General features: G+C 62.9%; 20 protein-coding genes. 15 read left to right on the top strand and 5 right to left on the bottom strand.

Annotated elements, in window-relative coordinates:
* Window positions 1-43: 43 nt before the first annotated feature.
* Complete coding sequence (gene mtnC, locus MKR05_RS18230) at window positions 44-733, top strand: acireductone synthase (protein ID WP_023288816.1); 690 nt, start codon at window positions 44-46, stop codon at window positions 731-733.
* Window positions 730-1272, top strand: a complete 543-nt coding sequence (locus MKR05_RS18225) for an acireductone dioxygenase (protein ID WP_023288815.1) — start codon at window positions 730-732, stop codon at window positions 1270-1272. The genes mtnC and MKR05_RS18225 overlap by 4 nt, the downstream gene beginning before the upstream one ends.
* A 107-nt stretch (window positions 1273-1379) precedes the next feature.
* On the opposite strand, the gene MKR05_RS18220 is transcribed toward MKR05_RS18225, so the two are convergent.
* On the bottom strand, window positions 1380-3689 hold the full coding sequence (locus MKR05_RS18220) for a molybdopterin-dependent oxidoreductase (protein WP_064155103.1): 2310 nt from the start codon (window positions 3687-3689) through the stop codon (window positions 1380-1382).
* 408 nt (window positions 3690-4097) lie between these two features.
* On the opposite strand from MKR05_RS18220, the gene MKR05_RS18215 reads away from it, so the two are divergent.
* The 5 genes from MKR05_RS18215 to MKR05_RS18195 are packed head-to-tail and all read left to right on the top strand — an operon-like array spanning window position 4098 to window position 9565.
* The gene (locus tag MKR05_RS18215; protein WP_023288813.1) at window positions 4098-5078 is read left to right on the top strand and encodes a sugar ABC transporter substrate-binding protein; all 981 of its coding nucleotides are present in this window, start codon (window positions 4098-4100) and stop codon (window positions 5076-5078) included.
* 44 nt (window positions 5079-5122) lie between these two features.
* The gene (locus MKR05_RS18210; RefSeq protein ID WP_074186689.1) at window positions 5123-6625 is read left to right on the top strand and encodes a sugar ABC transporter ATP-binding protein; all 1503 of its coding nucleotides are present in this window, start codon (window positions 5123-5125) and stop codon (window positions 6623-6625) included.
* On the top strand, window positions 6622-7611 hold the full coding sequence (locus MKR05_RS18205; RefSeq protein ID WP_023288811.1) for an ABC transporter permease: 990 nt from the start codon (window positions 6622-6624) through the stop codon (window positions 7609-7611). The genes MKR05_RS18210 and MKR05_RS18205 overlap by 4 nt, the downstream gene beginning before the upstream one ends.
* Window positions 7608-8612 carry an ABC transporter permease gene (locus tag MKR05_RS18200; protein WP_117145622.1) on the top strand — a complete coding sequence of 335 codons (1005 nt, stop codon included), beginning with the start codon at window positions 7608-7610 and terminating at the stop codon, window positions 8610-8612. The genes MKR05_RS18205 and MKR05_RS18200 overlap by 4 nt, the downstream gene beginning before the upstream one ends.
* Window positions 8613-8623: 11 nt before the next feature.
* Window positions 8624-9565 (top strand): carbohydrate kinase family protein, encoded by a 942-nt coding sequence (locus MKR05_RS18195; protein WP_044521592.1) that lies wholly within the window; start codon window positions 8624-8626, stop codon window positions 9563-9565.
* Between the two features lie 41 nt (window positions 9566-9606).
* On the opposite strand, the gene MKR05_RS18190 is transcribed toward MKR05_RS18195, so the two are convergent.
* Genes MKR05_RS18190 through MKR05_RS18180 form a run of 3 tightly spaced genes read right to left on the bottom strand, consistent with a single transcriptional unit; the run spans window position 9607 to window position 12749 of the window.
* Window positions 9607-10635, bottom strand: coding sequence for a 2-hydroxyacid dehydrogenase (locus MKR05_RS18190; RefSeq protein WP_023288808.1), 1029 nt, complete (start codon window positions 10633-10635; stop codon window positions 9607-9609).
* Window positions 10632-12128, bottom strand: a complete 1497-nt coding sequence (locus tag MKR05_RS18185; RefSeq protein ID WP_044521590.1) for an FGGY-family carbohydrate kinase — start codon at window positions 12126-12128, stop codon at window positions 10632-10634. Before MKR05_RS18185 ends, MKR05_RS18190 begins: the two co-directional genes overlap by 4 nt.
* Before the next feature lie 12 nt (window positions 12129-12140).
* Window positions 12141-12749 (bottom strand): methylthioribulose 1-phosphate dehydratase, encoded by a 609-nt coding sequence (locus MKR05_RS18180; RefSeq protein WP_008805607.1) that lies wholly within the window; start codon window positions 12747-12749, stop codon window positions 12141-12143.
* 452 nt (window positions 12750-13201) lie between these two features.
* Here MKR05_RS18180 and codB point away from each other — a divergent pair, with 452 nt between their 5' ends.
* The 7 genes from codB (at window position 13202) to MKR05_RS18145 (ending at window position 21728) form a co-directional block, all read left to right on the top strand.
* Complete coding sequence (gene codB, locus MKR05_RS18175; RefSeq protein WP_044521587.1) at window positions 13202-14464, top strand: cytosine permease; 1263 nt, start codon at window positions 13202-13204, stop codon at window positions 14462-14464.
* Entirely contained in the window at window positions 14461-15696 is a 1236-nt protein-coding gene (locus tag MKR05_RS18170) for a PucR family transcriptional regulator ligand-binding domain-containing protein (protein WP_238874920.1), read from the top strand. The genes codB and MKR05_RS18170 overlap by 4 nt, the downstream gene beginning before the upstream one ends.
* Window positions 15693-16931, top strand: a complete 1239-nt coding sequence (codA, locus tag MKR05_RS18165; RefSeq protein ID WP_238874918.1) for a cytosine deaminase — start codon at window positions 15693-15695, stop codon at window positions 16929-16931. The genes MKR05_RS18170 and codA overlap by 4 nt, the downstream gene beginning before the upstream one ends.
* Window positions 16932-17076: 145 nt before the next feature.
* Window positions 17077-18033 carry a LacI family DNA-binding transcriptional regulator gene (locus MKR05_RS18160; protein ID WP_072096504.1) on the top strand — a complete coding sequence of 319 codons (957 nt, stop codon included), beginning with the start codon at window positions 17077-17079 and terminating at the stop codon, window positions 18031-18033.
* A 121-nt stretch (window positions 18034-18154) separates the two neighbouring features.
* A complete protein-coding gene (locus MKR05_RS18155) occupies window positions 18155-18964 on the top strand; it encodes an inositol monophosphatase (protein ID WP_044521584.1) in 810 nt (269 codons plus the stop codon).
* A 110-nt stretch (window positions 18965-19074) separates the two neighbouring features.
* Complete coding sequence (locus MKR05_RS18150; RefSeq protein ID WP_044521583.1) at window positions 19075-20433, top strand: MFS transporter; 1359 nt, start codon at window positions 19075-19077, stop codon at window positions 20431-20433.
* Between the two features lie 26 nt (window positions 20434-20459).
* Window positions 20460-21728 (top strand): histidine phosphatase family protein, encoded by a 1269-nt coding sequence (locus MKR05_RS18145; protein ID WP_117145621.1) that lies wholly within the window; start codon window positions 20460-20462, stop codon window positions 21726-21728.
* Between the two features lie 59 nt (window positions 21729-21787).
* On the opposite strand, the gene mtnA is transcribed toward MKR05_RS18145, so the two are convergent.
* Window positions 21788-22816: an S-methyl-5-thioribose-1-phosphate isomerase gene (gene mtnA, locus MKR05_RS18140; protein ID WP_284118332.1), complete on the bottom strand. Its 1029-nt coding sequence runs from the start codon at window positions 22814-22816 to the stop codon at window positions 21788-21790.
* A 101-nt stretch (window positions 22817-22917) separates the two neighbouring features.
* Here mtnA and mtnK point away from each other — a divergent pair, with 101 nt between their 5' ends.
* Entirely contained in the window at window positions 22918-24117 is a 1200-nt protein-coding gene (gene mtnK / locus MKR05_RS18135; protein WP_238874914.1) for an S-methyl-5-thioribose kinase, read from the top strand.
* The last annotated feature ends 644 nt before the right edge of the window (window positions 24118-24761 follow it).

Raw genomic sequence — 24761 nt, 5'->3', positions numbered from 1 at the left:
AAATGCTAATGTTATTCCACGCTACGCCCACTCTGGAGAAACCATGATCCGCGCCATCGTGACCGACATAGAAGGCACCACCAGCGATATCCGCTTCGTGCATAACGTGCTGTTCCCCTACGCCCGCGAACGACTGGCCGGCTTTGTGACCGCTCAACAGCACGCTGAACCGGTGAGAACGATCCTCGACAACTTGCGCCGCGAGACAGACGCCCCCGCCGCCAGCACCGCCGACCTGATTGCTACCCTCTTCGCTTTTATGGACGAAGATCGGAAATCCACTGCGCTGAAGGCGCTGCAGGGGATCATCTGGCGCGACGGCTACCTCAACGGCGACTTTACCGGCCATCTCTACCCGGACGTGCTGCCGGCGCTGGAGAAATGGAAAGCACAGGGCATTGATCTGTATGTATATTCTTCTGGCTCCGTGGCAGCGCAGAAATTGTTATTTGGCTACAGCGATGAAGGTGATATTACTCATCTGTTTACGGGCTATTTCGATACCCTGGTAGGCGCCAAACGCGAAGCGCAGTCCTACCGCAATATTGCTGAACACCTGGGCCACGCCCCCGGGGCCATCCTGTTCCTGTCGGATATCCATCAGGAACTCGACGCCGCCGAAGCCGCGGGGTTGCGCACTGTCCAGCTGGTACGCGGCGACCGCGACCCGGCAAGCCGCCACCCTCAGGTTCAGCGTTTTGACGACATTCATCCGGAGCAGATCCCAGCATGAGCGCATTAACCCTTTTTTCCGTGAAAGATCCGCAAACGCCGGTCTGGCACAGCACCGACGCCAAAGCGATTCAGGAGCAGCTTAACGCCAAAGGCGTCCGTTTTGAGCGCTGGCAGGCTGACCGCGATCTCGGCGCGGCCCCCAGCGCAGAAACTGTGATTGCCGCCTATCAGCATGCGATTGACAAACTGGTCGCCGAAAAGGGCTATCAGAGCTGGGACGTCATCAGCCTGCGCGCCGATAACCCGCAGAAAGAGGCGCTGCGGGAAAAATTCCTGAACGAACACACTCATGGCGAAGACGAGGTCCGGTTTTTTGTCGAGGGCGCCGGCCTGTTCTGCCTGCACATTGGCGACGAGGTGTTCCAGGTGCTGTGCGAAAAGAACGATCTGATTTCGGTTCCCGCCCACACTCCGCACTGGTTTGATATGGGTTCAGAACCGAACTTCACCGCCATTCGCATTTTTGATAACCCGGAAGGCTGGATCGCCCAGTTTACCGGCGACGATATCGCCAGCGCCTACCCACGGCTGGCGTAACGTCGCCCTGTCATCAGCCTTAAAACGCCTGGCGCGCGCTTTCCCGGAGGCGGCGCATACCGCGCCTTCTCCGGGATAGCCGACCCGCCGCCGGCGATCCCTGACACCTAAACCGCAATAAACTTCGGCGGGTCAAAGGCGGTGATCGGCGGCAGTTCCTCTCGCCACGGGGCGATCTCCACCCAACAGCTCTGGGCGCTACAGCCCTGTCCCAGGCGCGAACTGCCGCGATCCGCGGTTAACACGTTGGGATTACCGTGCTTATCGAGAGATCCTTTTTCATTCGGATCCAGAGGGTCATACCACGCGCCGGTGGACATCTGTACCACCCCCGGCAAAATCTGCTCGCTCAGGTGCACGCCCGCGAGAATCGCCCCACGGTCGTTATACACTTTCACCACGCTGCCTTCGCGAATGTCTCTTGCCTGCGCATCCTGCGGATGCATCCACAACGGCTCGCGTCCCTGAATTTTCGTCGCCCGGCTGACGCTGCCGTGGTCGTACTGACTGTGCAGACGGGCGCGCGGCTGACTGGAGAGCAGATGAAGCGGCCAGCGCGCCGCCTCCTGTCGCTGCCGGGCGGCCTCTTCCTCATCCCACCAGGGATGGCCAGGGCATTCGCGATAGCCAAACCCGGCGACGGTAGCGGAAAAGAGTTCAATCTTGCCGGAGGGCGTGGAAAGCGGATAGCGCTGCGGATCGGCGCGAAAATCGGCGAGAAAGACCTGCGGCCGCGCCGGCGCGCTGTACTCCAGCACCCCTTGCTGCCAGAAGTCTTCGAACGAGGGCAGCGCAATGCCCTCCTCCTGCGCCCGCGGTCTTGACTCCTCATAGAGATGGCGCAGCCATTGCCCGGCGTCCCGCCCCTCGCTGAACTGTTCTCCGAAGCCCAACCGCCCGGCAAGATCGAGGAAAATAGCGTAATCATCACGCGCTTCGCCCACTGGCGGGATCTGCGCGCTCATGGCAATCATAAACCCGTCGTGACCGCCGCTGCCGATATCCTCTCGCTCCAGCGAGGTGGTAGCCGGCAGAACGATGTCGGAGAATTTGGCCTGCGCGGTCCAGTACTGCTCATGCACCACCACCGTCTCCGGACGGCGCCAGGCCTCGCACAGTCGGTTAATATCCTGGTGATGATGAAACGCATTGCCTCCCGCCCAGTAGACCAGACGGATGTCGGGATAATGCAGCTGCTGACCGTCGAACCCATAGGCTTCTCCCGGGTGCAGCAGCATATCGGACAGCCGCGCCACCGGGATGACGCTGTCCACCGCATTCTCCCCGGCGGGCAAGCGCGGGCCGGAAAACGCTTTTCGCACCGCGCCCGCCAGGTTGGTACAGGCATAGCCAAACCCGAGGCCGCCGCCCGGCGTGCCGATCTGTCCCAGCAGCGCGGTCAGGGCCACCGTCGCCCAGTAGGCCTGCTCCCCCTGACGGGCGCGCTGGATAGACCAGGAGATATTCACCATCGTCCGGTGGCGGGCCATCTCCCGCGCCAGGTCGGCGATGCGCTGCGCGTCCAGGCCGGTTATCGCCGCCGCCCACGCCGGGGTTTTCGCCACGCCGTCATGCTCGCCCAACAGATAGGCGCGATAGGGAGCAAACCCGACGGTATGGCTGGCGACAAACGCCTGGTCGTAGAGGGACTCAGCGATCAGCACATAGCTCAGCGCCAGCAGCAGTGCGGTATCGGTACCCGGCCGAATGGCCAGCCACTCGGCGTCGGCCACCGCGCTGAGGTCATTGCGCACCGGACTGATATTAATAAACCGCGTGCCGTTGGCCTGCATCTTATCCAGCCAGTACGGCAGCATATGGTCATTGGCGCCGCCGCCGTTGACCTGGGCATTGCGCAGCGGCAGACCGCCAATCGCGACAAACAGCTGACACTCCCGCGCCAGCTCGGAAAAATGGGTATGCTGACGGTGCAGCGGGCTCAGCGGCCCGAGAATATGCGGCAGAATGCGCTCGCCCGCGGCGCTGCTATAGGTATTGGTGCTGGCGGTATACCCGCCAAAGCCCTTAAGAAAACGGTGCAGCTGGCTCTGCGCATGGTGAAAGCGCCCGGCGCTGGCCCAGCCGTAGGAGCCGCCGTAAATCGCCTCATTGCCGCAGCGCGCCTTGACCGAGCGCAGCTCGCGAGCCACCAGGTCCAGGGCCACCTCCCAGCTGACTTCGACAAAGGGCTCCTTGCCTCGCCCTTCTCGTGACGCCGGCCCGTGCTGCAGATAGCCGACGCGCACCGCCGGGCGGCGAATGCGCGTTTGGCTGGTCACCGCGTCGGGGAGCGATTGACCGATGCGTGAGGGGTTTTTATCCCAGGGCACCGGCTTAACCGCCACGATCTCGCCCTCGCGGCTCTCCACCTGCCAGGTTCCCCAGTGCATCACCGTATAATTATGCTGTTTCTTCATAGCGCCCGCGTTCTTCTCAGCCTAAGGTTCGTTAAAATAAAGCGGGGAAATGCGGTAATATTCCTTACCCGGCCAGACATTGCTCTGCTAAAAAAAGCGTTAGCCCGCGCAATCTTCTCTTTTTCGCAGTAGAGGCCGTATTTCCCATGCACGCATAATATTAAGAAAATTGCCTTTATCCGCTAAATAAACACAGAACAAACCAAAAATAAAACCACAAAATAAAAAGGCCTACCCGGCATCATGAAATATTTTCAGGTTCTTCATGACAAAATAAACTTTTTCTCTGGCGTTTCCGCGATATAACATTGCCGGCATAACTTAGACTTATTTTGTATTTGAGGTGGCGAGGTGCTTCTTGTCATGCTACCGGTCCGCAACCACCTTCATCACAGGATCATAATAACAATGTCGCAGAAGAGAAAATTATTGCCTGCCGCGCTGGGACTGCTTTCCCTTGCCTCGCTGAGCGTCACCGCCGCTGACGCCCTCTCATTACAGGGAAAAACCATTGGCGTGGCCGTCGTAGGCACCCAGCATTTCTGGGATCGCGAGGCTTTCAAAGGCGCGACAGAAGAAGTGGAGAAGCTGGGGGGCAAAGTCATTGGCGTCGATGGCGGCCGGGATAATCAGGTTCATGCCAATAATCACGATATTTTACTGTCACGCAAGGTGGACGCGGTAATTAGTATTCTCGGCGACAGCGCCGTCGAACCCAAATTTAAAGCCTTACGTGATGCCGGCATCCCGGTATTCACCGTGGATCATGTTTCACAATATTCGGTCAACAATTCCACCTCCGATAACTACACTCTGGGCTCCACCATCGGTCGCTACATGGCGGACGAATTAGGCGGCAAAGGTAATGTGGCGGTATTTAACGCGTTCTCCAGCGCGCTGCGTATTTGCGGAATTCGCTACGATCAGTGGAAATATGTCCTTAAGGATTATCCGGATATTCATATTATCCAGCCTGAGCTCGCGGAACAGTTCGCCAACTCGCCGGAAGACGCGCGGAAGAAAACCCTCGAATTACTCAGCCAGTATCCGAAAGGCAAACTGGATGCCATCCATGTCGCCTGCTGGGATCAACCGGCCATCGGCATCGTCCAGGCGCTGGAAGAGACCGGTCGTGATAAGGACGTGAAAGTGACGGCCATCGATGCCGGCCCGGAGACACTGGAGATCATGGCGGAGCCCGGCAGCCCCTTCGTGGCTAACGTCGCGCAGCAGCCGCATCTGATCGGCCAGACCTCCGCCGATAACGTGGCCCGCTACTTTGCCGGTCAGAAACTGCCGGTGCAAACCTTTATCCCGGTCATACCGGTGAAAGGTCCGCAGGAAGCGAAAGCGGTGTATAAACAGTTGGGATACGGCGAACTGCAGTGATAAATCAACACCCTGGCGGGGAGCGCCCCGCCGCGGGTCTGGTCATGGACCAGATCGGCAAACGTTTTGCCAGCGTAACGGCGCTGAATGCGGTTACCCTGCGCCTCAATCCTGGGGAGATTCACGGCCTGATTGGCGAGAACGGCGCCGGTAAATCGACGCTGATCAAAATCCTCGCCGGCGTCTATCAGGCCGACAGCGGCAGCGCGACCCTCGACGGCCGCCCGCTGCCCCTCGGCAACCCGGCAGCCATCGAAGCCGCCGGCATCCGCGTGATCCACCAGGAGCTTAACCTGATCCCGCACTTTACCGTCGCGGAATCGGTGTTTCTGGGTCAGGAGTATCGTACCCGCTGGGGGGCGCTGGATCGCCGACGGATGAGGGCCGCCACGGCGCAATTTTTCCAGCAAAACTGGCAGCTGGCGATCGACCCCGAACGCCTGGTGCGGGATCTGAGCCTGGCCGAGCGCAAGCTGGTGCAAATCGCCCGCGCGCTGATCGACGGCGCGGCGCGGCTGGTGGTATTCGACGAGCCCACCGCCCCCCTCGAGGCCCAGGAGGCCAGTCTGGTCTCCTCCGCCATTCTGCGCCTGCGCGACCAGGGCATTGCCATTCTGTATATTTCCCACTACCTCAATGAGATAGCCACCCTCTGCGACCGCGGCACCGTGCTGCGCAACGGGGAAGTGGTCGGCTACCCGGACCGCGACCTGCTGCAGAATACCGAGGCGCTGATCGCCATGATGGTCGGCCGGGAAATCGACCAGCTGTATACCCCGCGCCAGCGCCCGGCGGCAGACAACGGGGCGGCTCCATTACTCTCGGTGCGCCAGCTGAGCGACGGACGGCAGCTACAGGACCTCTCTTTTGATATTCACCCGGGGGAGATCGTCGGCGTCGCCGGCCTGCTCGGCGCCGGGCGCGATGTGCTGGTTGACTTACTCTACGGCTTGCGCCCGGCGGAGCGCGGTACGATCCACCTCGACGGCCAGCCGCGACGTATCCGTACGCCAAAGCAGGCGATCCGCGCCGGAATGGCGCTGGTCCCGCGTGACCGCCGTCATCAGGGGCTGATCCTGCCTTTCACCACCGCTGACAACATTAATCTCGCCTCGCTGCCCGAGACCGCCACCTTTGGCTGGGAGCGGCGGGGGCTTGCCGAGCAGAAAGCGCGCGACTGGATAGCGCAGCTGGCTATCCGCCCGGGACGCCCGGCCCTGCCGGTACGCTACATGAGCGGCGGCAACCAGCAAAAAGCGATCCTCGCCCGCTGGCTCGGTACCGATGCCCGGCTGTTTATTCTCGATGAACCCACCCTTGGGGTTGATATCGGCGCCCGCCGCGATATTTATCAACGTACGCGCCAGCTGGCCGATCAAGGACGGGCGGTGCTGGTCTCCTCCAGCGACGCCACCGAATTACTCGGACTATGCGACCGGATCCTCGTCCTCTGGCGCGGCGCGCTGGCGGCCAATCTGCCCACCCGCGGGCTGACCCTCGACGCCCTGCTGGTGGCGATCAACGGCGGACAGGAGCCTTCACCATGAGTACCGCTATCCAGCGTCGCAGCCGTCCGGGCCTGGCGACGCTTATTGAAAAATTCCCCCTGATCCTGTTTCTGGCGCTGCTGGTGTGGCTGAGCGTGCAGTCGCCCTACTTCCTCAGCTGGCAAAATATCAGCCTGATGCTGGTCCAGAGCGTACCGCTGGCGATCCTCTGTTTCGGCCTGGTCTGCGTCATCGCCGTTGGCGGAGATGACGTGGTCTCCGGCGGCATCGACCTCTCCCTGCCGGCGACCGCGGTGCTCGGCGTCGCGCTGCTCAGCCTTGGGCTGGCCGAATGGCAGACGCCGTATCTCCTGCTGCTGGCGCTGCTGGCGGCGGTTTGCCTGCTCTGCGGGGCGATCAACGGCTTCCTGGTGCTGGCGGCCGGCCTGCCGCCGCTGCTGGCCACCCTCTCGACCTCGGTGGCGTTTACCGGCCTGACGGACCTGTTGACCGGCCAGCGGCGCATCGCGGTCAGCGATCCGCTGATGGTCGCCTTTCGCGATAACAGTGTGCTGGGCCTGCCCTGGCCGCTGGTCTATCTGCTGGGGGTGTTTATTCTGTTCCAGTTCCTGCTCCATCACTCCCGCTTCGGCCAGCATGTGCAGGCGGTGGGCGGCAATCGCGATATGGCGCAGATGAGCGGCCTGAACGTGCGCCGCTTAACCTTGCTGGTCTGGCTGTTAGCGGGCATCGCCGCCGGGCTGGCTATTCTGCCGCTGCTCAGCCAGGGCTCCGGCAGCTCCAGCGGAACGGCCACGCCGCTGCTGCTGGAAACCGTGCTGGCGACCTTTATCGGCGCCGCCTTCTCGCGTCGTCGGGTGGTCACCATCTGGGGCGCGCTGCTGGGGGCGATTCTGGTTAACGCCCTCTCTAACGGGCTCGGCCTGCTGGGGGTCAATATCTTCTGGATGGGCGCCATTAAAGGCGGCCTGATCCTGGTGGTGCTGGCGGCATCGGCGGTCAGACACAAAGGAGGCGAGGCATGAGCCAAATCACCCTGAAAACCCCAGCGCCTGCGGAACAGACGGTCAGCAGCCCGCTGGCCTGGCTGTCGCGGGCCGGATTCGGCGTCATCACCCTGCTGGCCATTGCCCTGTTCGGCTGGGCGAATCCGGTATTTTTAACCGTGGATAACTGGGCCAACCTGCTGCAGGGCAGCGCGATCCTGCTGATTGTGGCGATGGCGATGACCTTGATCGTCAGCGCGGGCGCGATTGACCTGTCGGTAGGCGTCGCGCTCGATTTTGGCGCCGCCTTCGCCCTCGTCGCCCTGAAAACCTGGCATCTGCCGTGGCAGGCGGCGGTGGGCTGCGCCCTGCTCGGCGGGGTGCTGATTGGCCTGCTCAATGCTTTTCTGATCCTCATCTGCCGGATCCGCCCCTTCCTCGCCACCCTCGGCACCTGGTTTATCGCCAGCAGCGCCGAACGCATCTATACCGATGGCGGCGGCGCGATAGCCTATCGGCGGATGGCCCCCGAGTATCACGACCTGGCGGTGGGTAACCTTGGCGGCATCCCCACGCCGGTCGCGATCGTGCTGGCGCTGTGGCTGGCGGCCTGGCTGGTCACCGAGCGTACCCTGTGGGGCAAATATATCCGCGCCATCGGTCAGAACAGCGAAGCGGCGCGCATCGCCGGGATCCGCGATAGCCTGACCATGCTCGGCGTGCTGGTGGCCGCCTCGGCCCTCTGCGCCATCGGCGGGGTGATCCTCTCCGCCAACCTGCGGCAATTTACCCCGCTGGCCGGGCAGTCTTATCTGATGGACGCCATTGCGGCGGTGTTTATCGGCACCGCCTTTAACCGTCTGGGACGGGTCAGCATCGCCGGCACGCTGGGCGGCGTGCTGTTCCTAGCCATTATTGATAATGGTCTGAATCTGATGGGGCTCAATTATCTGGTGAAGGACGCTCTGGTCGGGGTGATTCTGGTGGTGGCCCTCGCCCTATCCTTCTGGCAGGCGCGCCTGCGCCAAACGCATCGCTAAACGGGAGAACGATGGCAACCTTTGACGCCGTGTTTGTCGGCCTGACTATTCTGGATATCGCCGGGCGCCCGGTGGTGGCGATCCCGCCGCGCGGCGGCGTCGCCTTTATTGAGCAAATTCGCCTCAACCCCGCCGGCACCGCCGCGGGGGCCAATATTAACGCCGCGAAGCTCGGGATCCGCACCGCAGCGGTGGCCTGCCTGGGCGAAGATGAAAAAGCCGACTTTATCCTCGCCAGCTATGCCCGGCTGGGCATCGACTGCTCGCTTATCCAGCGCACCGCGCTGAAGGAGACCTCGGCGACGATCCTGCCGATTCGCCCCAACGGCGAACGTCCGGCCCTGCACTGCCGGGGCGCGTCTGACGCCCTGTTCGTCAGTGAGGCGGAATTTGACGCCGTCCTTGACTGTCGCTTCCTGCATCACGGCGGGACCGGACTGCTGGCGGCAATGGACCAGGGACAGAGCGCGCGGCTGTTGCAGGCGGCCAAAGCGCGCGGGGTCACCACCAGCTTTGATCTTATCGCCCCGAATGAACACACCCTGGAACTGCTGCGGCCCCTGCTGCCGTCGGTGGATTATTTCATGCCTTCCCTGGAGGAAGCCGCCTTTCTCTCCGGGGAGACGCAGCCGGAGGCCATCGCCCGCTTTTTCTTTGCGCTGGGCGTGGGCACCTGCATTCTGAAAGACGGCGAGAACGGCTCCTGGCTTATCGGCCGCGATGGCGTGCTGGAGCATATTGCGCCGTGGCCGGTCGAGGCGGTGGATACCACCGGCTGCGGCGACAGCTACTGCGGCGGGTTTATAGCCGCGCTGGCGCGCGGACTCAGCGTGAAAGCAGCGTGCGACGTCGCCTCGGCGGTGGCCGCGCTGGTGGCGACCGGGATGGGATCGGATGCCGGGGTGGTGGACTGGGAACAGACCCAGGCTTTTATGGCGGCCCATCGCCCCTGACGCTGGACCCGCGCCGCCGCAGGCGCGGCGGCGCTAGCGGCTTAACGCCACTGGTACAGCAGCGGCTCTCCGGCGACATAGCGCTGAAGATCGGCGGCAATCATCGCCGTGTGTTTGGCGATACTCTCCCGGGTAGCCCCGGCGATATGCGGCGTAATAATCACGTTATCGAACTCGGTGACAAATGGGTGATCGCGCCACAGCGGTTCTCGGTGATACACGTCCAGCGCCGCGCCGCCCAGCGGGCCGTGACGCAGGGCATCAATCAGCGCCGCTTCGTCGACCACCGCCGCGCGGGAGGTATTGATCAGCAGCGCGCCGGGCTTCATGCTGTTTAACAGCGCCGCATTCACCAGCCCGTCGCTGTGCGGTCCGCTGCTCAGATGCAGGCTGACGATATCCGCGTCGCGGAACAGCGCCTCCAGGGTCGTTTTCTGTAGCCCTGGCTCATTGATATCCTCTGCGGCGACGAACGGATCCACCACCCGCACCGCCATGCCGAACGCCCGGGCGATACGCGCCACCCGGCGGCCAATGTTGCCATAGCCCACCAGCCCCAACGTTTTATTGCGCAGTTCACTGCCCTTAAACACTTCATAGGGGCTTTCCGGGCTTACGTCCCAGACCACATCCCGCCGCAGGCCCTGCTGAGTGGCGGCGGCGGCATTATCAGCCTGCGTGAACTCCCCCCGCTTCAGCGCCGCATGGGATTGCGGAATGTGGCGCGCCAGGCTAAGCATCAGGCCAAGCGTCAGCTCCGCGGCGGCATCGGCATTGCGCCCCGGGGTGTAGAGCACCCGGATGCCGCGCGCCTGCGCGGCCTGGGTATCAATATTCACCGGATTGGCGCGGGTACAGGCGATCACCTGCAGACGCGGACAGGCGGCCATCACCGCGTCCGTCACTTCATCATAGCTGGTCACCAGCACCTCGGCGTCGTGGGCCAGCTCAATCAGCTGGCCGGCGCTGAGTTTCGGTTTGCCCAGCGCCCATCCCTCCACCAGCAGCTCGCCCAGCTGGTGGAAGGCGCTAAGGTCGCCAGCATGCTCGGCGGTAAAAACGATTTTCATGGTTGTACTTCCTGAGAAAGATGTTGAAGAGCGGCCTGCCTGGCCTGCCATACCGGCAGCATCTGCTCGCGCAGCAGGCGATAAACGGGATACAGCGCCGCATAGCGGGCATGCGCCTGAGGGCGCGGCTGATAGCGGGTCTGCGCCAGCGGAGGCGTCTCGGCCAGCGCAGCGACGCTGCGGGCCGCCAGAATCGCCGCCCCGCGCGCGCTCAGTTCGTTAAAGGCGCTGGAGACCACCGTGCGCCCGGTACAGTCGGCGATAATCTGCAGCCAGGTGGCCGAGGCGGCGCCGCCGCCGGTCAGATACAGCTCGCCGCCCTGCGGATAACCCTGCAGCGCATCGACAATGGCGAAGGCCAGGCCTTCAAACACCGCGCGCTGCAGTTCGGCGCGGGTGGTGTGCGGGCTAATGCCGATAAAGCCGGCCCGCGCGTCGGGACTGTAAAACGGCGCGCGTTCGCCATTGAGGTACGGCTGCCAGAAGACGCCGCCGCTGCCCGGCTCCACGTCCGCGATCGCCTGCTCCAGCCGACCCAGATCGGCGTCCAGCGAAATATGCTGCTGCAGCCAGTCAATGTTTGGCGTACCGGCCTGCATCGGAAACAGCGAGATCACCTGTCCGGCTTCGGTATGGGTGACAAAGCGCGTCGCCTCGTTCACCGTCTGCGGGCCGCGGCAGACGATCCCGGTGCAGCAGGTGGTGCCGAGGATCGTGTAGATGTCCCCTTCGTTGACCGCGCCGCAGCCCAGCGCGGCGCTGCAGACATCCAGCGCCCCGGCGGCCACCGGCGTCGCGGCGGGCAGCCCGGTCAGCGCCGCCACCGCGTCGCTCAGCGTGCCGGCCGGAGCATCCGGGGCCAGCAGCGGGGGAAACAGCGGCAGCAGTTCGTCCAGCCCCATCTCGTTCATCACCACCGAGGACCAGCTGCCGCTCTGCTGATTGAGTAACGAGCTGCTGGCGTCCGTCAGCTCCAGCGCCGCCACGCCGGTCAGGCGAAAGCGGATCCAGTCCTTGGCGAAAAACAGATAGCGCGCGGCCGCCAGCCGCTCCGGCTGATACTGTTTCAGCCAGTACAGCTGCAGGCTGGTATTGCAGGGCTGCAGGTGGGTGCCGGTATCGGCGAAATAGCGCCGGTCAAAGCCGGGCCGGCGCAGCAGGTCGCTCATCAGCGCGTGGCTGCGGGTATCGCTCCACAGGATCCCCGGGCCCACCGGTTCGCCCTGCTCATCGCTGAGCCAGACTCCCTCCCCTTGCCCGGCGAGGCCGATGGCCCGCAGCCGCCCCGCCTGCAGCGCCGGGTGGCGGGCAATCTGGCGCAGAATAGCCAGCACCGAATGCCACAGCTGGGTCATATCCTGTTCCGCGTAGCCATTGGCCGACAGGCGGGGGGAGGTGTTTTCCGCGGCGCTGGCGCGCGCGGTGAAATGCTGATCAAACAGCACCGCTTTCACCCGGGAGGTGCCGATATCGATACCAAGATAAAAATCCATACCTGCTCCGGCTCAAGGCTCGTAGCGGCGGCGCATCAGCTCGCACTCGAACAGGAACTCCAGCCCTTCCAGTTGTCGGCGGGCCTCCTGAATATCTTTCCCCCAGCAGGTCAGGCCATGTCCGCGCAGCAGAAAGCCGTAGCGCAGCGGGCGGGTTTGCGCATAATCGGCAATCCGCGCCGCCAGGGCGTCAATATCCTGATCGTTATCGAAGATGGCGACCGGAACGGTGTCGAGATGGCTGTGCTGCCCGCTGAGGGTTTTCTGCATTTCATACCCCTGCAGCGCCAGCGTGTCGCTTTTTTCGATGCGCGACAGCACGGTGGCGTTGACGGTATGCACATGCAGCACCACGTTGGCCTCCGGGAACAGGCGATAGACCAGCGTGTGCAGGCCGGTCTCGGCCGACGGTTTCCGTCCGGAAGGGGCCTGGTTGGTGGCGATCTCCACCTGCAGGAAATCCTCGGTCGTCAGGCTGCCTTTGTCGCGGCCCGACTCGCTTAGCCAGCACCAGGTGTCATCCTGACGCACCGACATATTGCCGCCGGTCGCCGGCGCCCAGCCTTTCGCGCCGATCCAATGACAGGTGGTAACCAGTTGCGCGAGTCTTTCTTGCCACATAGCAGTTCCTTAGGTTAGCGATGATTTATTTAGCCGTCTAAATGGCTATTTACCCGATACTAACACCGCTAACCGGAGGGAACAATATTTCAGGAAACACACATAAGACAAATGGTTATATCATAAATGCATATTAAATAACCTTTATTCACAGCAATTTAACCAACCGCGGTGAGTCCGCTACGATTCCCTCCTGTCTGGCGCCAAAACGCTGGCGGATTCTGCTGGTTGAAATTCTCCGCCTGCGCCGGGAATACCGTCGCCGCTCTCCTCTGCCCCCGACTGGTGCAAAACATGGCAGGATGCACACTAAAATGGCATTACTCCCCCTTCATCCTGCAATAACTGTGCATATTGCACACCGCGCGCTATTCCCCGTGCCCGGTTTTTCCTGGCACATCTCTTGCTACTTCCGGCTATCACCGCCCATCTAACCAGCCAGAGGTTCCAGGATGTCAAACAGCAATGATTTTCCCCTCGTCGAAGCGCCCGCCGCCGGACGTAAAGGCGTATTTTCCATCGCCATGGTGTTATTCAGCTTTACCTTTTTCACCGGCACGATGTTCGCCGGCGGTAAACTCGGCGTCTCCTTTTCCATCGTCAATCTGCTGTGGATAGCCTTCATCGGCAACGCCTTGCTGGCCCTGTATGCCGCATCGCTGGGCTGGATCGCCGCGCGCAGCGGCCTGAATACGGTGCTGATGGGCCGCTTCTGCTTCGGCGAGATCGGCAGCAAGCTGGCCGATTTTATCCTTGGCTTTGCCGAGCTGGGCTGGTACGCGTGGGGGACGGCCACGGTCGCTATCTCGCTGGTGAAGATCCTCGCCCTGCCCGAGGCGCTGACCCTGCCGCTGATGGTGCTGTTTGGCATTCTGTTCTGCGTCACCGCGCTGGTGGGCTACAAGGGGCTGGACGCGCTGTCGCGCCTGTCGGTGCCGCTGATGTTCGTGCTGCTGGTGGTCTCCATGTATCTGGCGCTGCGCCACGCCGGCGGCTGGCAGGCGATGACCCGCATTGCGCCAGGCGACGCCATGACCTGGTCGGCGGCCATCACCATGGTCTTTGGCACCTTCGCCAGCGGCGCCACCCAGGCGACAAACTGGACCCGGCTGGCCAACTCCAGCCGTACCGCCATTCTCGCCAGCATGGGCAGCTTCCTCGTCGGCAACGGGCTGATGATCGTCGCCGGCGCCTGGTGCGCTATCGTCTATCAACAGGCCGATATCGTCGAAGTGCTGATCCTGCAGGGGCTGTCGGTGGCCGCGGTGATCATGCTGTGTCTCAATCTGCTGACCATCCAGGGCCCCACCATCTATAACGTCTCCGCCGCCGCCTGCCATCTGCTGCGCAGCGAACGTCGCCGCACGCTGACCCTCGCCGCCGCCGGGGTGGGCATTGTGCTGGCCATTGGCGGTATGTACGAAATGCTGATCCCGTTCCTCGTGCTGCTGGGCAGCATTATCCCGCCCATCGGCGGGGTGATCCTCGCCGACTACTGGTTCGCCCGCGGCGGGCGCTATCCCCTGCTGCAGAACGCCCGCCTGCCGCGTTTTAACTGGCTGGGACTCGGCGCCTACGCCGCCGGCGCGGTGGTGGCTTATCTGTCGCCGTGGATCGCGCCGCTGGTGGGGATCACCGTCTCCGCGCTGGTCTATATCGCCCTGACCCTGCTAAGCAAGCGTCAGCCTGCCGCCGTCGCGGAGCAGGAGCCATGAGCCTGACGGTCAGCGAACTGCTGGCCCTTGAGGGACTCTCCCCCCTGCGTCTGCGGGCGGGAAAGCAAGGGCTGCAGCGGGCGGTACGCTGGTACTACGTGGCGGAAAATGAGCATATCGCCGAGTGGATCATGGGCGGCGAGCTGGTCTTTATCACTGGCATCAACCATCCCCGGGATGAAGCCAACCTGATCCAGCTGCTGATGGAGGGCAAACAGCGCGGCATCGCCGGGATGGTGATCCTCACCGGCGAGGCCTATATCCACGCCATTCCCGCCACGCTGATCGCGCTTGCCGACGAGCTGGGCATTCCACTGATCGAGCAGCCCTACCTGCTGAAGATGGTGATTGTCACCGAGCGGGTCGGCACCGCGCTGGTTCGCAGCGAAAGCGCCCTGCAGTCGCAGCGCGACATCCTGATGCAGCTGGTCACCGGCGACTATCCGGACCTGCAGATGCTCCACCAGCGCGCCCTCCACCAGCAGCTCGATTTTACCCGCCCGCTGCGGCTGGCGGCGCTGCGCCTGGAGGGACTGTCCCGCCTGTTTCGCCAGTTTCCGCCCGAACAGGCCGAAGCCTGGCTGCAGCAGGCCCACCGCAGCGTGCGCCAGCAGCTGCAGCTGCAGCTCAACCAGCAGGGCAACCCCTTCCCGCTGCTGGAGCGCAGCAATATGTTCCTTTTCCTGCTGCCGGATGAGGAGGGGGATGGCTTTCAGCAGAAAAAGTGGCTGCAGCAGTGGCTGCAGACGCTGGCGGAGGGAGAAGAGAGTTTGTCGCTGCTCTGCGGCCTTTCCGCGCCGGTCAGGCAGCTGCAGGGCTACCCGCGGGCGCTGTCGCAGGCGCGACAGGCACTGGATCTTTGCGATACCCTGCGGCCGACCCAGCGGATCAGCGACTATCAGCAGCTGGGGTTTATCAAACTGCTGTCCGCGGTCAGCGACCCGGCGCTGCTCAACGATTTTATGCACGACACCCTGGGCTGCCTGATCGAGCCGGGCCGTAAAGCGCCGTGGCTGCTGCTGGAGACCCTCGAGACGCTGCAGCAGGAGAACGGCAACGTGGTGCGGGCCGCCGACCGGCTGGGTCTCCATCGCAACACCTTGCATCAGCGCATCCAGCGTATTGAAAAACTGACCGGCTACCCGGTCAGCCACCCTCAGTTTCATCTCAACGCCTCGGTCGCGCTGGTGATCTGGCGTTTATCGCAAAACCATTTACAGGACCAACCATGAAAATTGTTAACGCCCGCCTGCGCCGCCAGGAGGCGCTGTTTACCCTTGAGCTGCAGGACGGCCTGATTCAGCGCATGACCGCCCAAACCGCGATGCAGACCGCCGTCGCCGGCGATATCGACGCCCAGGGCCGGCTGGCGATCCCCCCCTTCGTCGAGCCGCATATTCATCTTGACGCCACCCTCACCGCGGGCGAGCCGGAGTGGAACCGCAGCGGCACCCTGTTTGAAGGCATCACCCGCTGGAGCCAGCGCAAAGCGAGCATCACCCCGGAGGACACCCGCCAGCGGGCGCTGAAAACCATCGGCATGCTGCGCGATTTCGGCGTCCAGCACGTCCGGACCCATGTGGATGTCACCGACCCGTCTCTGTCGGCCCTGCAGGCGCTGCTGGCGGTGAAAAAAGAGGCCGCCGATCTCATCGATCTGCAGATTGTCGCCTTTCCGCAGGAGGGGATTGAATCCTACCCCGACGGTCGGGGGCTGATGACGCGCGCCATCGAGATGGGCGCCGACGTGGTGGGCGGCATTCCGCACTATGAAAACACCCGCGACAAAGGGGTCAGTTCGGTGATGTTTTTGATGGACCTCGCCCAGCGCTATGGCCGCCTGGTGGATGTCCACTGTGATGAAATCGACGATCCGCAGTCGCGTTTCCTCGAAGTGCTGGCGGAAGAGGCCCGGGTGCGCGGTATGGGGGCGCAGGTCACCGCCAGCCACACCTGCGCGATGGGCTCTTATGACAACGCCTACTGTTCGAAGCTGTTTCGCCTGCTGAAAGCCTCGGGGATCAACTTTATCTCCTGCCCGACCGAAAGCATTCATCTGCAGGGCCGGTTTGACAGCTGGCCGAAACGGCGCGGCGTCACCCGGGTGGCGGAGCTGGATCGCGCCGGCATCAACGTCTGCTTTGCTCAGGACTCGATTCAGGATCCGTGGTATCCGCTGGGGAACGGCAATATCCTGCGCATTCTGGATGCCGGACTGCACATCTGTCATATGCTCGGCTATGACGATCTGCAGCGCTGCCTTGACTTCGTCACCGACAACAGCGCCCGGGCGCTCAGTCTGGGCGATAACTACGGCCTCGCCGAAGGCCGCCCGGCTAACCTGCTGATCCTCGATGCGGAAAACGACTACGAGGCCGTCCGCCGCCAGGCGCGGGTGCTAACCTCCATTCGCCACGGTAAGGTGATTTTACAGCGTGAGGTGGAGCACATCCGCTACCCGGCATAAGGCGCAAGGCGCTGCGCGTCGGCGCCTTTCTGTGATACCTTTTCAGGCAGTGTGCGTGACCGACGCCCGCCCGGGCGTCGGCTTCCTGGAAAACAGACGGCGCGAAACGACGATGAGCGATAAAAAATGGATTAAGGCCGAGGATGTGGCCAGACTGGCCGGCGTCTCGCGCTCGGCGGTCTCCCGGACCTTCACCCCCGGCGCCTCGGTGTCGGAAAAGACCCGGCAGAAGGTGCTGAGCGCCGCGGAAGCTCTGGGCTATCAGGTGAATATCATCGCCCGGACGATGATCACCGGCAGCAGTAATTTTATCGGCATCGTCACCGCCGGTTTCGACAACCCGTTTCGCAGCAAACTGCTGGCGCCGCTGGTCCATCAGCTGGCGCTCAACGGCTTTATGCCGCTGCTGATGAACGCTGACGATCCGCAGCAGCTCGCCCCTTCGCTTAAACAGCTGCTGAGTTACCACGTCGCCGGCGTGATCATCACCTCCGGCGCGCCGCCGCTGTCGCTGGCGGAAGAGTACCTGGCGCGCAAGATCCCCGTCACCCTGATCAACCGTCATGCGGACCTCGCCGGCTGCGACCGGGTGTGCAGCGATAACGCCCAAGGGGCGAAGCTGGTGGCGGGCTTGTTCAGTCGTCGAGGCTGGCGGCAGGTTGGCTTTATTGGCGAAAATCGCGAGAACTTCAGCACCCGCCAGCGTTATGACGCGTTCATCGCTCAGACGTCGGGCATGACAGTGACCAGCCGCTTTTGCGACGGCGGCGGTTATCAGGCCGGCCACCAGGCCGCCAGAGAATTAGTTGCTGAAAACCCCGGGGTGCAGGCCCTGTTCTGCGCCACCGATATGCTGGCGCTGGGCGCCCTGGACGGCCTGCGGGACGCCCCCGCCGCCGCCCCGCTACCGGCCATCGTCGGCTTTGACGATATCCCGCAGGCGGACTGGCGCCCCTATCAGCTCACCACCGTTCAACAGAATACCGCCCTGCTGGCCCACCACGCGGTGGATCTGTTGATGACGCGGATCGCCCGCTTCAGCCTGCCCTCGCGCCATCGCGAAGTGCCAGTGAAACTAATTATTCGTCAAAGTGCGAAATGAAAAAATCATTTTATGCTGGATCGATCACAGAATCTTCTGTGAAACCCGGCCACACTCATTCGGCCCTTCGGGGCTGTTTTTTTCACGCAAAATGCACACGTGTGCAAAATAGGGAGTCACTATGCAATCTCAGGAATCAGAAGCGCTACAGACCCGCTACCGCCTGGCCTGCGAGCTGGCGAAAGCGGGGGCTGAGCTGGCGTTTGAATACTATCAACAACGCGAAGCGCTGACCGTCGACCATAAGGGCGACGATCTGCAGGATGTGGTCAGCGTGGCCGATAAGCGGGTGGAGGCCTTTGTGAAACAGCGCATTCAGAGCGCGTTTCCGGAGGATGGTTTTCTCGGCGAAGAGAGCGGCGCCCGCCTGTCCGACGCGCGGGTGCTGTGGGTGGTCGACCCCATCGATGGCACCAGCTGTTTCCTCAACGGCCTGCACACCTGGTGCCTGTCGCTGGCGATCGTCGCCGACGGCGAACCGGTCATCGGCGTGGTCTATGACCCCAACCATCGCGAGCTGTTTCACGCCCTGCGGGGCCATGGCGCCTGGCTCAACGACGCCCCGATCCGTCCGCACCCCGCGACGACGGTCAGGGAGGGGGTGATGGGCGTCGGCACCTCGCATCGCGTCACCCCGGCGGACTTTCTGCCGTTTCTGCAGGCGCTGCTCAGCGACGGCGGCATGTTTATCCGCAACGGCTCCGGCGCGCTGATGAGCGCCTGGGCGGCGGCAGGCCGGTTGATTGGCTACTACGAGCCGCACATGAACCCGTGGGACGCCCTGCCGGGGCTGGTGCTGATGCGCGAAGCGGGCGGCGCCAGCAACGATTTTCTGGCGCAGGAGGGGATCCAGCGCGGCAACCCGCTACTGCTGGCCAGCCAGACGCTCTACCCGCAGCTGAAAAAGATGATCCTACAACCATTACATTAACCCTTACGGGTCAGGCTATTTCTGATTATGTACTCTACACAGTAACGATAACTTCATTCACGGACGAACCACATCAATCAGTCAGGCCTCCGACCTGCGGAGAACCACCTATGTCTGGAATTATCGCTTTTTTCCGGGCGTCGCCGCCGAAAGCGGGCGCCGCGTTTGATGAACACCGTTTTCGCCGGGTGCGCTGGCAAACCTTTATCGCCATGACCCTGGCCTACGTCACCTTTTACGTCTGCCGGTTATCGTTCACCGTCGCCAAAAGCGCGCTGGTGGAGCTGGGGATCACCCCGACGGAGCTCGGCATGATCGGCTCCACCCTGTTCTTCAGCTACGCCATCGGCAAACTGGTCAACGGCTTCATCGCCGATCACGCCAACGTGGTGCGCTATATGAGCCTCGGTTTATTGCTCAGCGCCGGGATGAACCTGATGATGGGGATGACCACCAACGCCCTGCTGCTGGCCATCTTCTGGGGGATCAACGGCTGGGCGCAGTCAATGGGCGTCGGCCCCTGCGCGGTCTCGCTGGCGCGCTGGTACGGCGTTAAGGAGCGCGGCACCTTCTATGGCATCTGGTCGACGGCGCATAATATCGGCGAGGCCGTCACCTATATGGTGATCGCCGCGGTGATCGCCGGGTTTGGCTGGCAGATGGGCTACCTGTCCACCGCCGCGCTCGGCGCCGCCGGCGTGGTGCTGCTGGTGCTGTTCATGCACGATTCGCCGCAGAGCAGCGGCTTCCCGTCCATCAACGTCATCCGCGATGAACCGCAGGAGGAGGCCGAAGCCCGCGGCTCGGTGTTTAAAAACCAGCTGCTGGCGCTGCGCAACCCGGCGCTGTGGACCCTCGCCCTCGCCTCCGCCTTTATGTACATCGACCGCTACGCCGTCAACTCCTGGGGGATCTTCTTTCTGGAGCAGGATAAAGCCTACTCCACGCTGGAGGCCTCCGGGATTATCGGCGTCAACGCCATCGCCGGCATCGCCGGGACCATCATCGCCGGCATGCTCTCCGACCGCTTTTTCCCGCGCAACCGCAGCGTGATGGCCGGGTTTATCAGCCTGCTGAACACCGCCGGCTTCGCCCTGATGCTCTGGTCGCCGCACAGTTATTACACTGATATTCTGGCGATGATTATCTTCGGAGCAACCATTGGCGCTCTGACCTGCTTCCTCGGCGGGCTGATCGCCGTCGATATCTCCTCGCGCAAAGCGGCGGGGGCCGCGCTCGGCACCATCGGCATCGCCAGCTACGCCGGCGCCGGCCTGGGCGAGTTTCTCACCGGGATCATTATTGATAAAACGGCTATCCTTGAGAACGGCAAAACGCTGTATGATTTCAGCACGTTGGCGCTGTTCTGGGTGGGTACCGGTCTGGGTTCCGCGCTACTCTGTTTTACCACTGCCGCCATCGTCGCCCGGCGCCATGCCGTCGAACGGCAAACCTCGTTCTCCTCATAACCGATTAACGAATTAAGGAAGAAGATATGATGCCTGCAAGACATCAGGGGCTGTTACGCCTGTTTATCGCCTGCGCGCTGCCGCTGCTGGCGCTGCAATCTGCCGCCGCCGCGGACTGGCAGCTGGAGAAAGTGGTGGAGCTTAGCCGCCACGGGATTCGTCCGCCGACGGCCGGCAACCGGGAAGCCATCGAGGCCGCCACCGGACGACCGTGGACCGAGTGGACCACCCATGACGGCGAGCTCACCGGTCATGGCTATGCCGCCGTGGTCAATAAAGGGCGTGAGGAAGGCCAGCACTATCGCCAGCTTGGCCTGCTGCAGGCGGGATGCCCGACGGCGGAGTCGATTTACGTGCGCGCCAGCCCGCTGCAGCGGACGCGGGCGACCGCCCAGGCGCTGGTGGATGGCGCCTTCCCCGGCTGCGGCGTCGCTATCCATTACGTCAGCGGGGACGCCGATCCGCTGTTTCAGACCGACAAATTCGCCGCCACGCAAACCGACCCCGCCCGCCAGCTGGCGGCGGTAAAAGAGAAGGCTGGGGATCTGGCGCAGCGTCGGCAGGCGCTGGCGCCGGCCATCCAGCTTTTGAAACAGGCGGTTTGTCAGGTCGATAAGCCCTGTCCGGTCTTCGACACCCCGTGGCAGGTCGAGCAGAGCAAAAGCGGGAAAACCACCATTAGCGGACTGAGCGTGATGGCCAATATGGTGGAGACGCTGCGTCTCGGCTGGAGTGAAAACCTGCCTCTCAGCCAGCTGGCGTGGGGCAAGATCGCCCAGGCCAGTCAGATCACCGCCCTGCTGCCGCTGTTAACGGAAAACTACGATCTGAGCAACGACGTGCTGTATACCGCGCAAAAGCGCGGGTCGGTGCTGCTTAACGCCATGCTCGACGGCGTCAAACCAGAGGCGAATCCGAACGTACGCTGGCTGCTGCTGGTGGCCCATGACACCAATATCGCCATGGTGCGCACGCTGATGAACTTTAGCTGGCAGCTGCCGGGCTACAGCCGGGGAAATATCCCGCCGGGCAGTAGCCTGGTGCTGGAGCGCTGGCGCGACGCGAAGAGCGGGGAACGCTATCTGCGGGTCTATTTCCAGGCGCAAGGCCTCGACGACCTGCGTCGTCTGCAGACGCCGGACGCGCAGCACCCGATGCTGCGTCAGGAGTGGCGTCAGCCGGGCTGCCGTCAGACCGACGTCGGTACGCTGTGTCCCTTCCAGGCGGCTATCACCGCGCTGGGTCAGCGTATCGACCGGCCCTCCGCCCCGGCGGTAGCGATGGTCCTGCCGTAGCGGCCAGGCGATTGCCCGGGCCCGGGAAACCGTTTTTTCCAGGCCCGGCACAAGGTCCGCTATCCGTGGTCCGCCGCAAACGCCCCGGCGGCAACTTGCGCCGGGGTGACCACCCCGCTGTCCAGCACCCAGCCGCTAATCAGCCCGGCAGGCGTGACGTCGAACGCCGGATTGTAAACGGCAGCCCCGGTCGGCGCCCACTGTACCGCGCCAAAGCTGCCCGCCACCCCGGTCACTTCCGCCGCGGCGCGCTGCTCAATGGGGATGGTCGCCCCGTTCGGGCAATGGCGGTCGAGGGTCGTCTGCGGCGCAGCGACGTAAAACGGGATCTGGTGATAATGGGCCAATACCGCCAGCGAATAGGTGCCGATTTTATTCGCCACATCGCCGTTGGCGGCGATGCGGTCGGCACCGACCCACACCGCATCCACCTGCCCCTGCGCCATCAGGCTGGCGGCCATTGAATCGGTGATCAGCTGATAGGGCACGCCCAGCTCACCCAGCTCCCACGCGGTTAAACGTCCGCCCTGCAGCAGCGGCCGGGTTTCATCGACCCACACGCTGGCCACCTTTCCCTGCTGGTGCGCCAGCGCGATAACGCCCAGGGCGGTCCCCACCCCGGCGGTCGCCAGGCCACCGGTGTTGCAGTGGGTCAGCAGGCGGCTACCGGGCTTCACCAGCGCACCGCCTGCCTCAGCGATGCGGTCGCACAGCTGTTTATCTTCTTCGACCAGACGCAGAGCTTCCGCTTCCAGCGCCTGCGGGTAATCCTCCCGGGCCAGCGCCTGCTTCATGCGATCCAGATTATTCATCAGGTTGACCGCCGTCGGCCGCGCCGCGCGCAGCGTCTCCAGCGCCTGCTGGAGTTCATCCCGGCTCAGGCCGCGCTGGGCCAGCAGGGCCAGCAGCAGGCTGGCGGACAGGCCAATCAACGGCGCGCCGCGCACCCGCAGGGCGTGAATATGGTCCACCAGCAGCGCAACGTTATCCGCCGCCAGCCAGCGTTTTTCCTGCGGCAAGGCCTGCTGGTCGAGAATAAAAAGCTGATTTTCACTCACCCGCAGGCTGGTGGTCTGTAATGTCTGCATGTCGTTAAATCCCTGTTGCGTTGTTGTATCACATTGTGTCAGGATGAAATCCAGAAGTATAGACGTCTGAACGGCTTAATCAGAATTCGAGGATCGAGGCAATGTCGCAATACCATACCTTCACCGCCCACGACGCCGTGGCTTACGCGCAGCAGTTCGCCGGCATCGACAACCCATCTGAGCTGGTCAGCGCGCAGGAAGTGGGCGATGGCAACCTCAATCTGGTGTTTAAAGTGTTCGATCGCCAGGGCGTCAGCCGGGCGATCGTCAAACAGGCCCTGCCCTACGTGCGCTGCGTCGGCGAATCCTGGCCGCTGACCCTTGACCGCGCCCGTCTGGAAGCGCAGACCCTGGTCGCCCACTATCAGCACAGCCCGCAGCACACGGTAAAAATCCATCACTTTGATCCCGAACTGGCGGTGATGGTGATGGAAGATCTTTCTGACCACCGCATCTGGCGCGGGGAGCTTATCGCTAACGTCTACTACCCTCAGGCGGCCCGCCAGCTTGGCGACTATCTGGCACAGGTGCTGTTTCACACCTGCGATTTCTATCTCCATCCCCACGAGAAAAAGGCGCAGGTGGCGCAGTTTATTAACCCGGCGATGTGCGAGATCACCGAGGATCTGTTCTTTAACGACCCGTATCAGATCCACGCGCGCAATAACTACCCGGCGGAGCTGGAGGCCGATGTCGCCGCCCTGCGCGACGACGCCCAGCTTAAGCTGGCGGTGGCGGCGCTGAAGCACCGTTTCTTTGCCCATGCGGAAGCGCTGCTGCACGGCGATATCCACAGCGGGTCGATTTTCGTTGCCGAAGGCAGCCTGAAGGCCATCGACGCCGAGTTCGGCTACTTCGGCCCCATCGGCTTCGATATCGGCACCGCCATCGGCAACCTGCTGCTGAACTACTGCGGCCTGCCAGGCCAGCTCGGCATTCGCGACGCCGCCGCCGCACGCGAGCAGCGGCTGAACGACATCCACCAGCTGTGGACCACCTTTGCCGAGCGCTTCCAGGCGCTGGCGGCGGAGAAAACCCGCGACGCGGCGCTGGCTTACCCCGGCTACGCCTCCGCCTTTCTGAAAAAGGTCTGGGCGGACGCGGTCGGCTTCTGCGGCAGCGAACTGATCCGCCGCAGCGTCGGGCTGTCGCACGTCGCGGATATCGACACTATCCAGGATGACGCTATGCGGCATGAGTGCCTGCGCCACGCCATTACCCTGGGCAAAGCGCTGATCGTATTGGCCGAGCGTATCGACAGCGTCGACGAGCTGCTGGCGCGGGTGCGCCAGTACAGCTGAGCGCGGCCTGTTGCCCTCACCCCAGCCCTCTCCTCTGGGAGAGGGAGCAAAGCCTAAAAAGTGCAATCTTCTGGGATTGCCCGGCGGCGCTGCGCTTGCGCGGGCCTACAGATAATGGCATAACAGTTTGATCTTGCAGTCTTTCGCAGGCCGGGTAAGGCGAAAGCCGCCACCCGGCAGACATGCGAGCACAATAACGAAACAGGTTTGTCATCAGCCAGAAAAAGGCAATTGTCATTGCCTTTTTGCGTTTACCTTGCCCTCACCCCGGCCCTCTCCCCCAGGGAGAGGGAGCAAAGCCTAAAAAGTGCATTCTTCTGGGATTGCCCGGCGGCGCTGCGCTTGCGCGGGCCTACAGATAACCGCATGACGGTTTGATATTGCAGTCTTTTGTAGGCCGGGTAAGGCGAAAGCCGCCACCCGGCAGACATGCGAGCACAATTTTGCGTTGACCTTGCCCTCACCCCAGACCTCTCCCCTGGGAGAGGGAGCAAACCCTAAAAAAGTGCAATCTTCAGGGATTGCCCGGCGGCGCTGCGCTTGCGCGGGCCTACAGATAACCGCATGACGGTTTGATATTGCAGTCTTTTGTAGGCCGGGTAAGGCGAAAGCCGCCACCCGGCAGACATGCGAGCACAATTTTG

The organism is Klebsiella sp. K5-204 (assembly GCF_030128585.1).
Lineage (GTDB): Bacteria > Pseudomonadota > Gammaproteobacteria > Enterobacterales > Enterobacteriaceae > Klebsiella > Klebsiella quasipneumoniae.
This window is presented reverse-complemented; position numbering and strand designations above follow the sequence as displayed.

What these genes read in the sequence shown, in the direction of transcription:
- MKR05_RS18195 (WP_044521592.1), top strand. Translation starts at nt 8,624, where the DNA reads ATGGCAACCTTTGACGCCGTGTTTGTCGGCCTGACTATTCTGGATATC.
- MKR05_RS18185 (WP_044521590.1), bottom strand. Translation starts at nt 12,128, where the DNA reads ATGGATTTTTATCTTGGTATCGATATCGGCACCTCCCGGGTGAAAGCG.
- MKR05_RS18190 (WP_023288808.1), bottom strand. Translation starts at nt 10,635, where the DNA reads ATGAAAATCGTTTTTACCGCCGAGCATGCTGGCGACCTTAGCGCCTTC.
- MKR05_RS18200 (WP_117145622.1), top strand. Translation starts at nt 7,608, where the DNA reads ATGAGCCAAATCACCCTGAAAACCCCAGCGCCTGCGGAACAGACGGTC.
- MKR05_RS18180 (WP_008805607.1), bottom strand. Translation starts at nt 12,749, where the DNA reads ATGTGGCAAGAAAGACTCGCGCAACTGGTTACCACCTGTCATTGGATC.
- mtnC (WP_023288816.1), top strand. Translation starts at nt 44, where the DNA reads ATGATCCGCGCCATCGTGACCGACATAGAAGGCACCACCAGCGATATC.
- codB (WP_044521587.1), top strand. Translation starts at nt 13,202, where the DNA reads ATGTCAAACAGCAATGATTTTCCCCTCGTCGAAGCGCCCGCCGCCGGA.
- codA (WP_238874918.1), top strand. Translation starts at nt 15,693, where the DNA reads ATGAAAATTGTTAACGCCCGCCTGCGCCGCCAGGAGGCGCTGTTTACC.
- MKR05_RS18225 (WP_023288815.1), top strand. Translation starts at nt 730, where the DNA reads ATGAGCGCATTAACCCTTTTTTCCGTGAAAGATCCGCAAACGCCGGTC.
- MKR05_RS18150 (WP_044521583.1), top strand. Translation starts at nt 19,075, where the DNA reads ATGTCTGGAATTATCGCTTTTTTCCGGGCGTCGCCGCCGAAAGCGGGC.
- MKR05_RS18220 (WP_064155103.1), bottom strand. Translation starts at nt 3,689, where the DNA reads ATGAAGAAACAGCATAATTATACGGTGATGCACTGGGGAACCTGGCAG.
- MKR05_RS18205 (WP_023288811.1), top strand. Translation starts at nt 6,622, where the DNA reads ATGAGTACCGCTATCCAGCGTCGCAGCCGTCCGGGCCTGGCGACGCTT.
- MKR05_RS18155 (WP_044521584.1), top strand. Translation starts at nt 18,155, where the DNA reads ATGCAATCTCAGGAATCAGAAGCGCTACAGACCCGCTACCGCCTGGCC.
- MKR05_RS18145 (WP_117145621.1), top strand. Translation starts at nt 20,460, where the DNA reads ATGATGCCTGCAAGACATCAGGGGCTGTTACGCCTGTTTATCGCCTGC.
- MKR05_RS18215 (WP_023288813.1), top strand. Translation starts at nt 4,098, where the DNA reads ATGTCGCAGAAGAGAAAATTATTGCCTGCCGCGCTGGGACTGCTTTCC.
- MKR05_RS18170 (WP_238874920.1), top strand. Translation starts at nt 14,461, where the DNA reads ATGAGCCTGACGGTCAGCGAACTGCTGGCCCTTGAGGGACTCTCCCCC.
- MKR05_RS18210 (WP_074186689.1), top strand. Translation starts at nt 5,123, where the DNA reads ATGGACCAGATCGGCAAACGTTTTGCCAGCGTAACGGCGCTGAATGCG.
- mtnA (WP_284118332.1), bottom strand. Translation starts at nt 22,816, where the DNA reads ATGCAGACATTACAGACCACCAGCCTGCGGGTGAGTGAAAATCAGCTT.
- mtnK (WP_238874914.1), top strand. Translation starts at nt 22,918, where the DNA reads ATGTCGCAATACCATACCTTCACCGCCCACGACGCCGTGGCTTACGCG.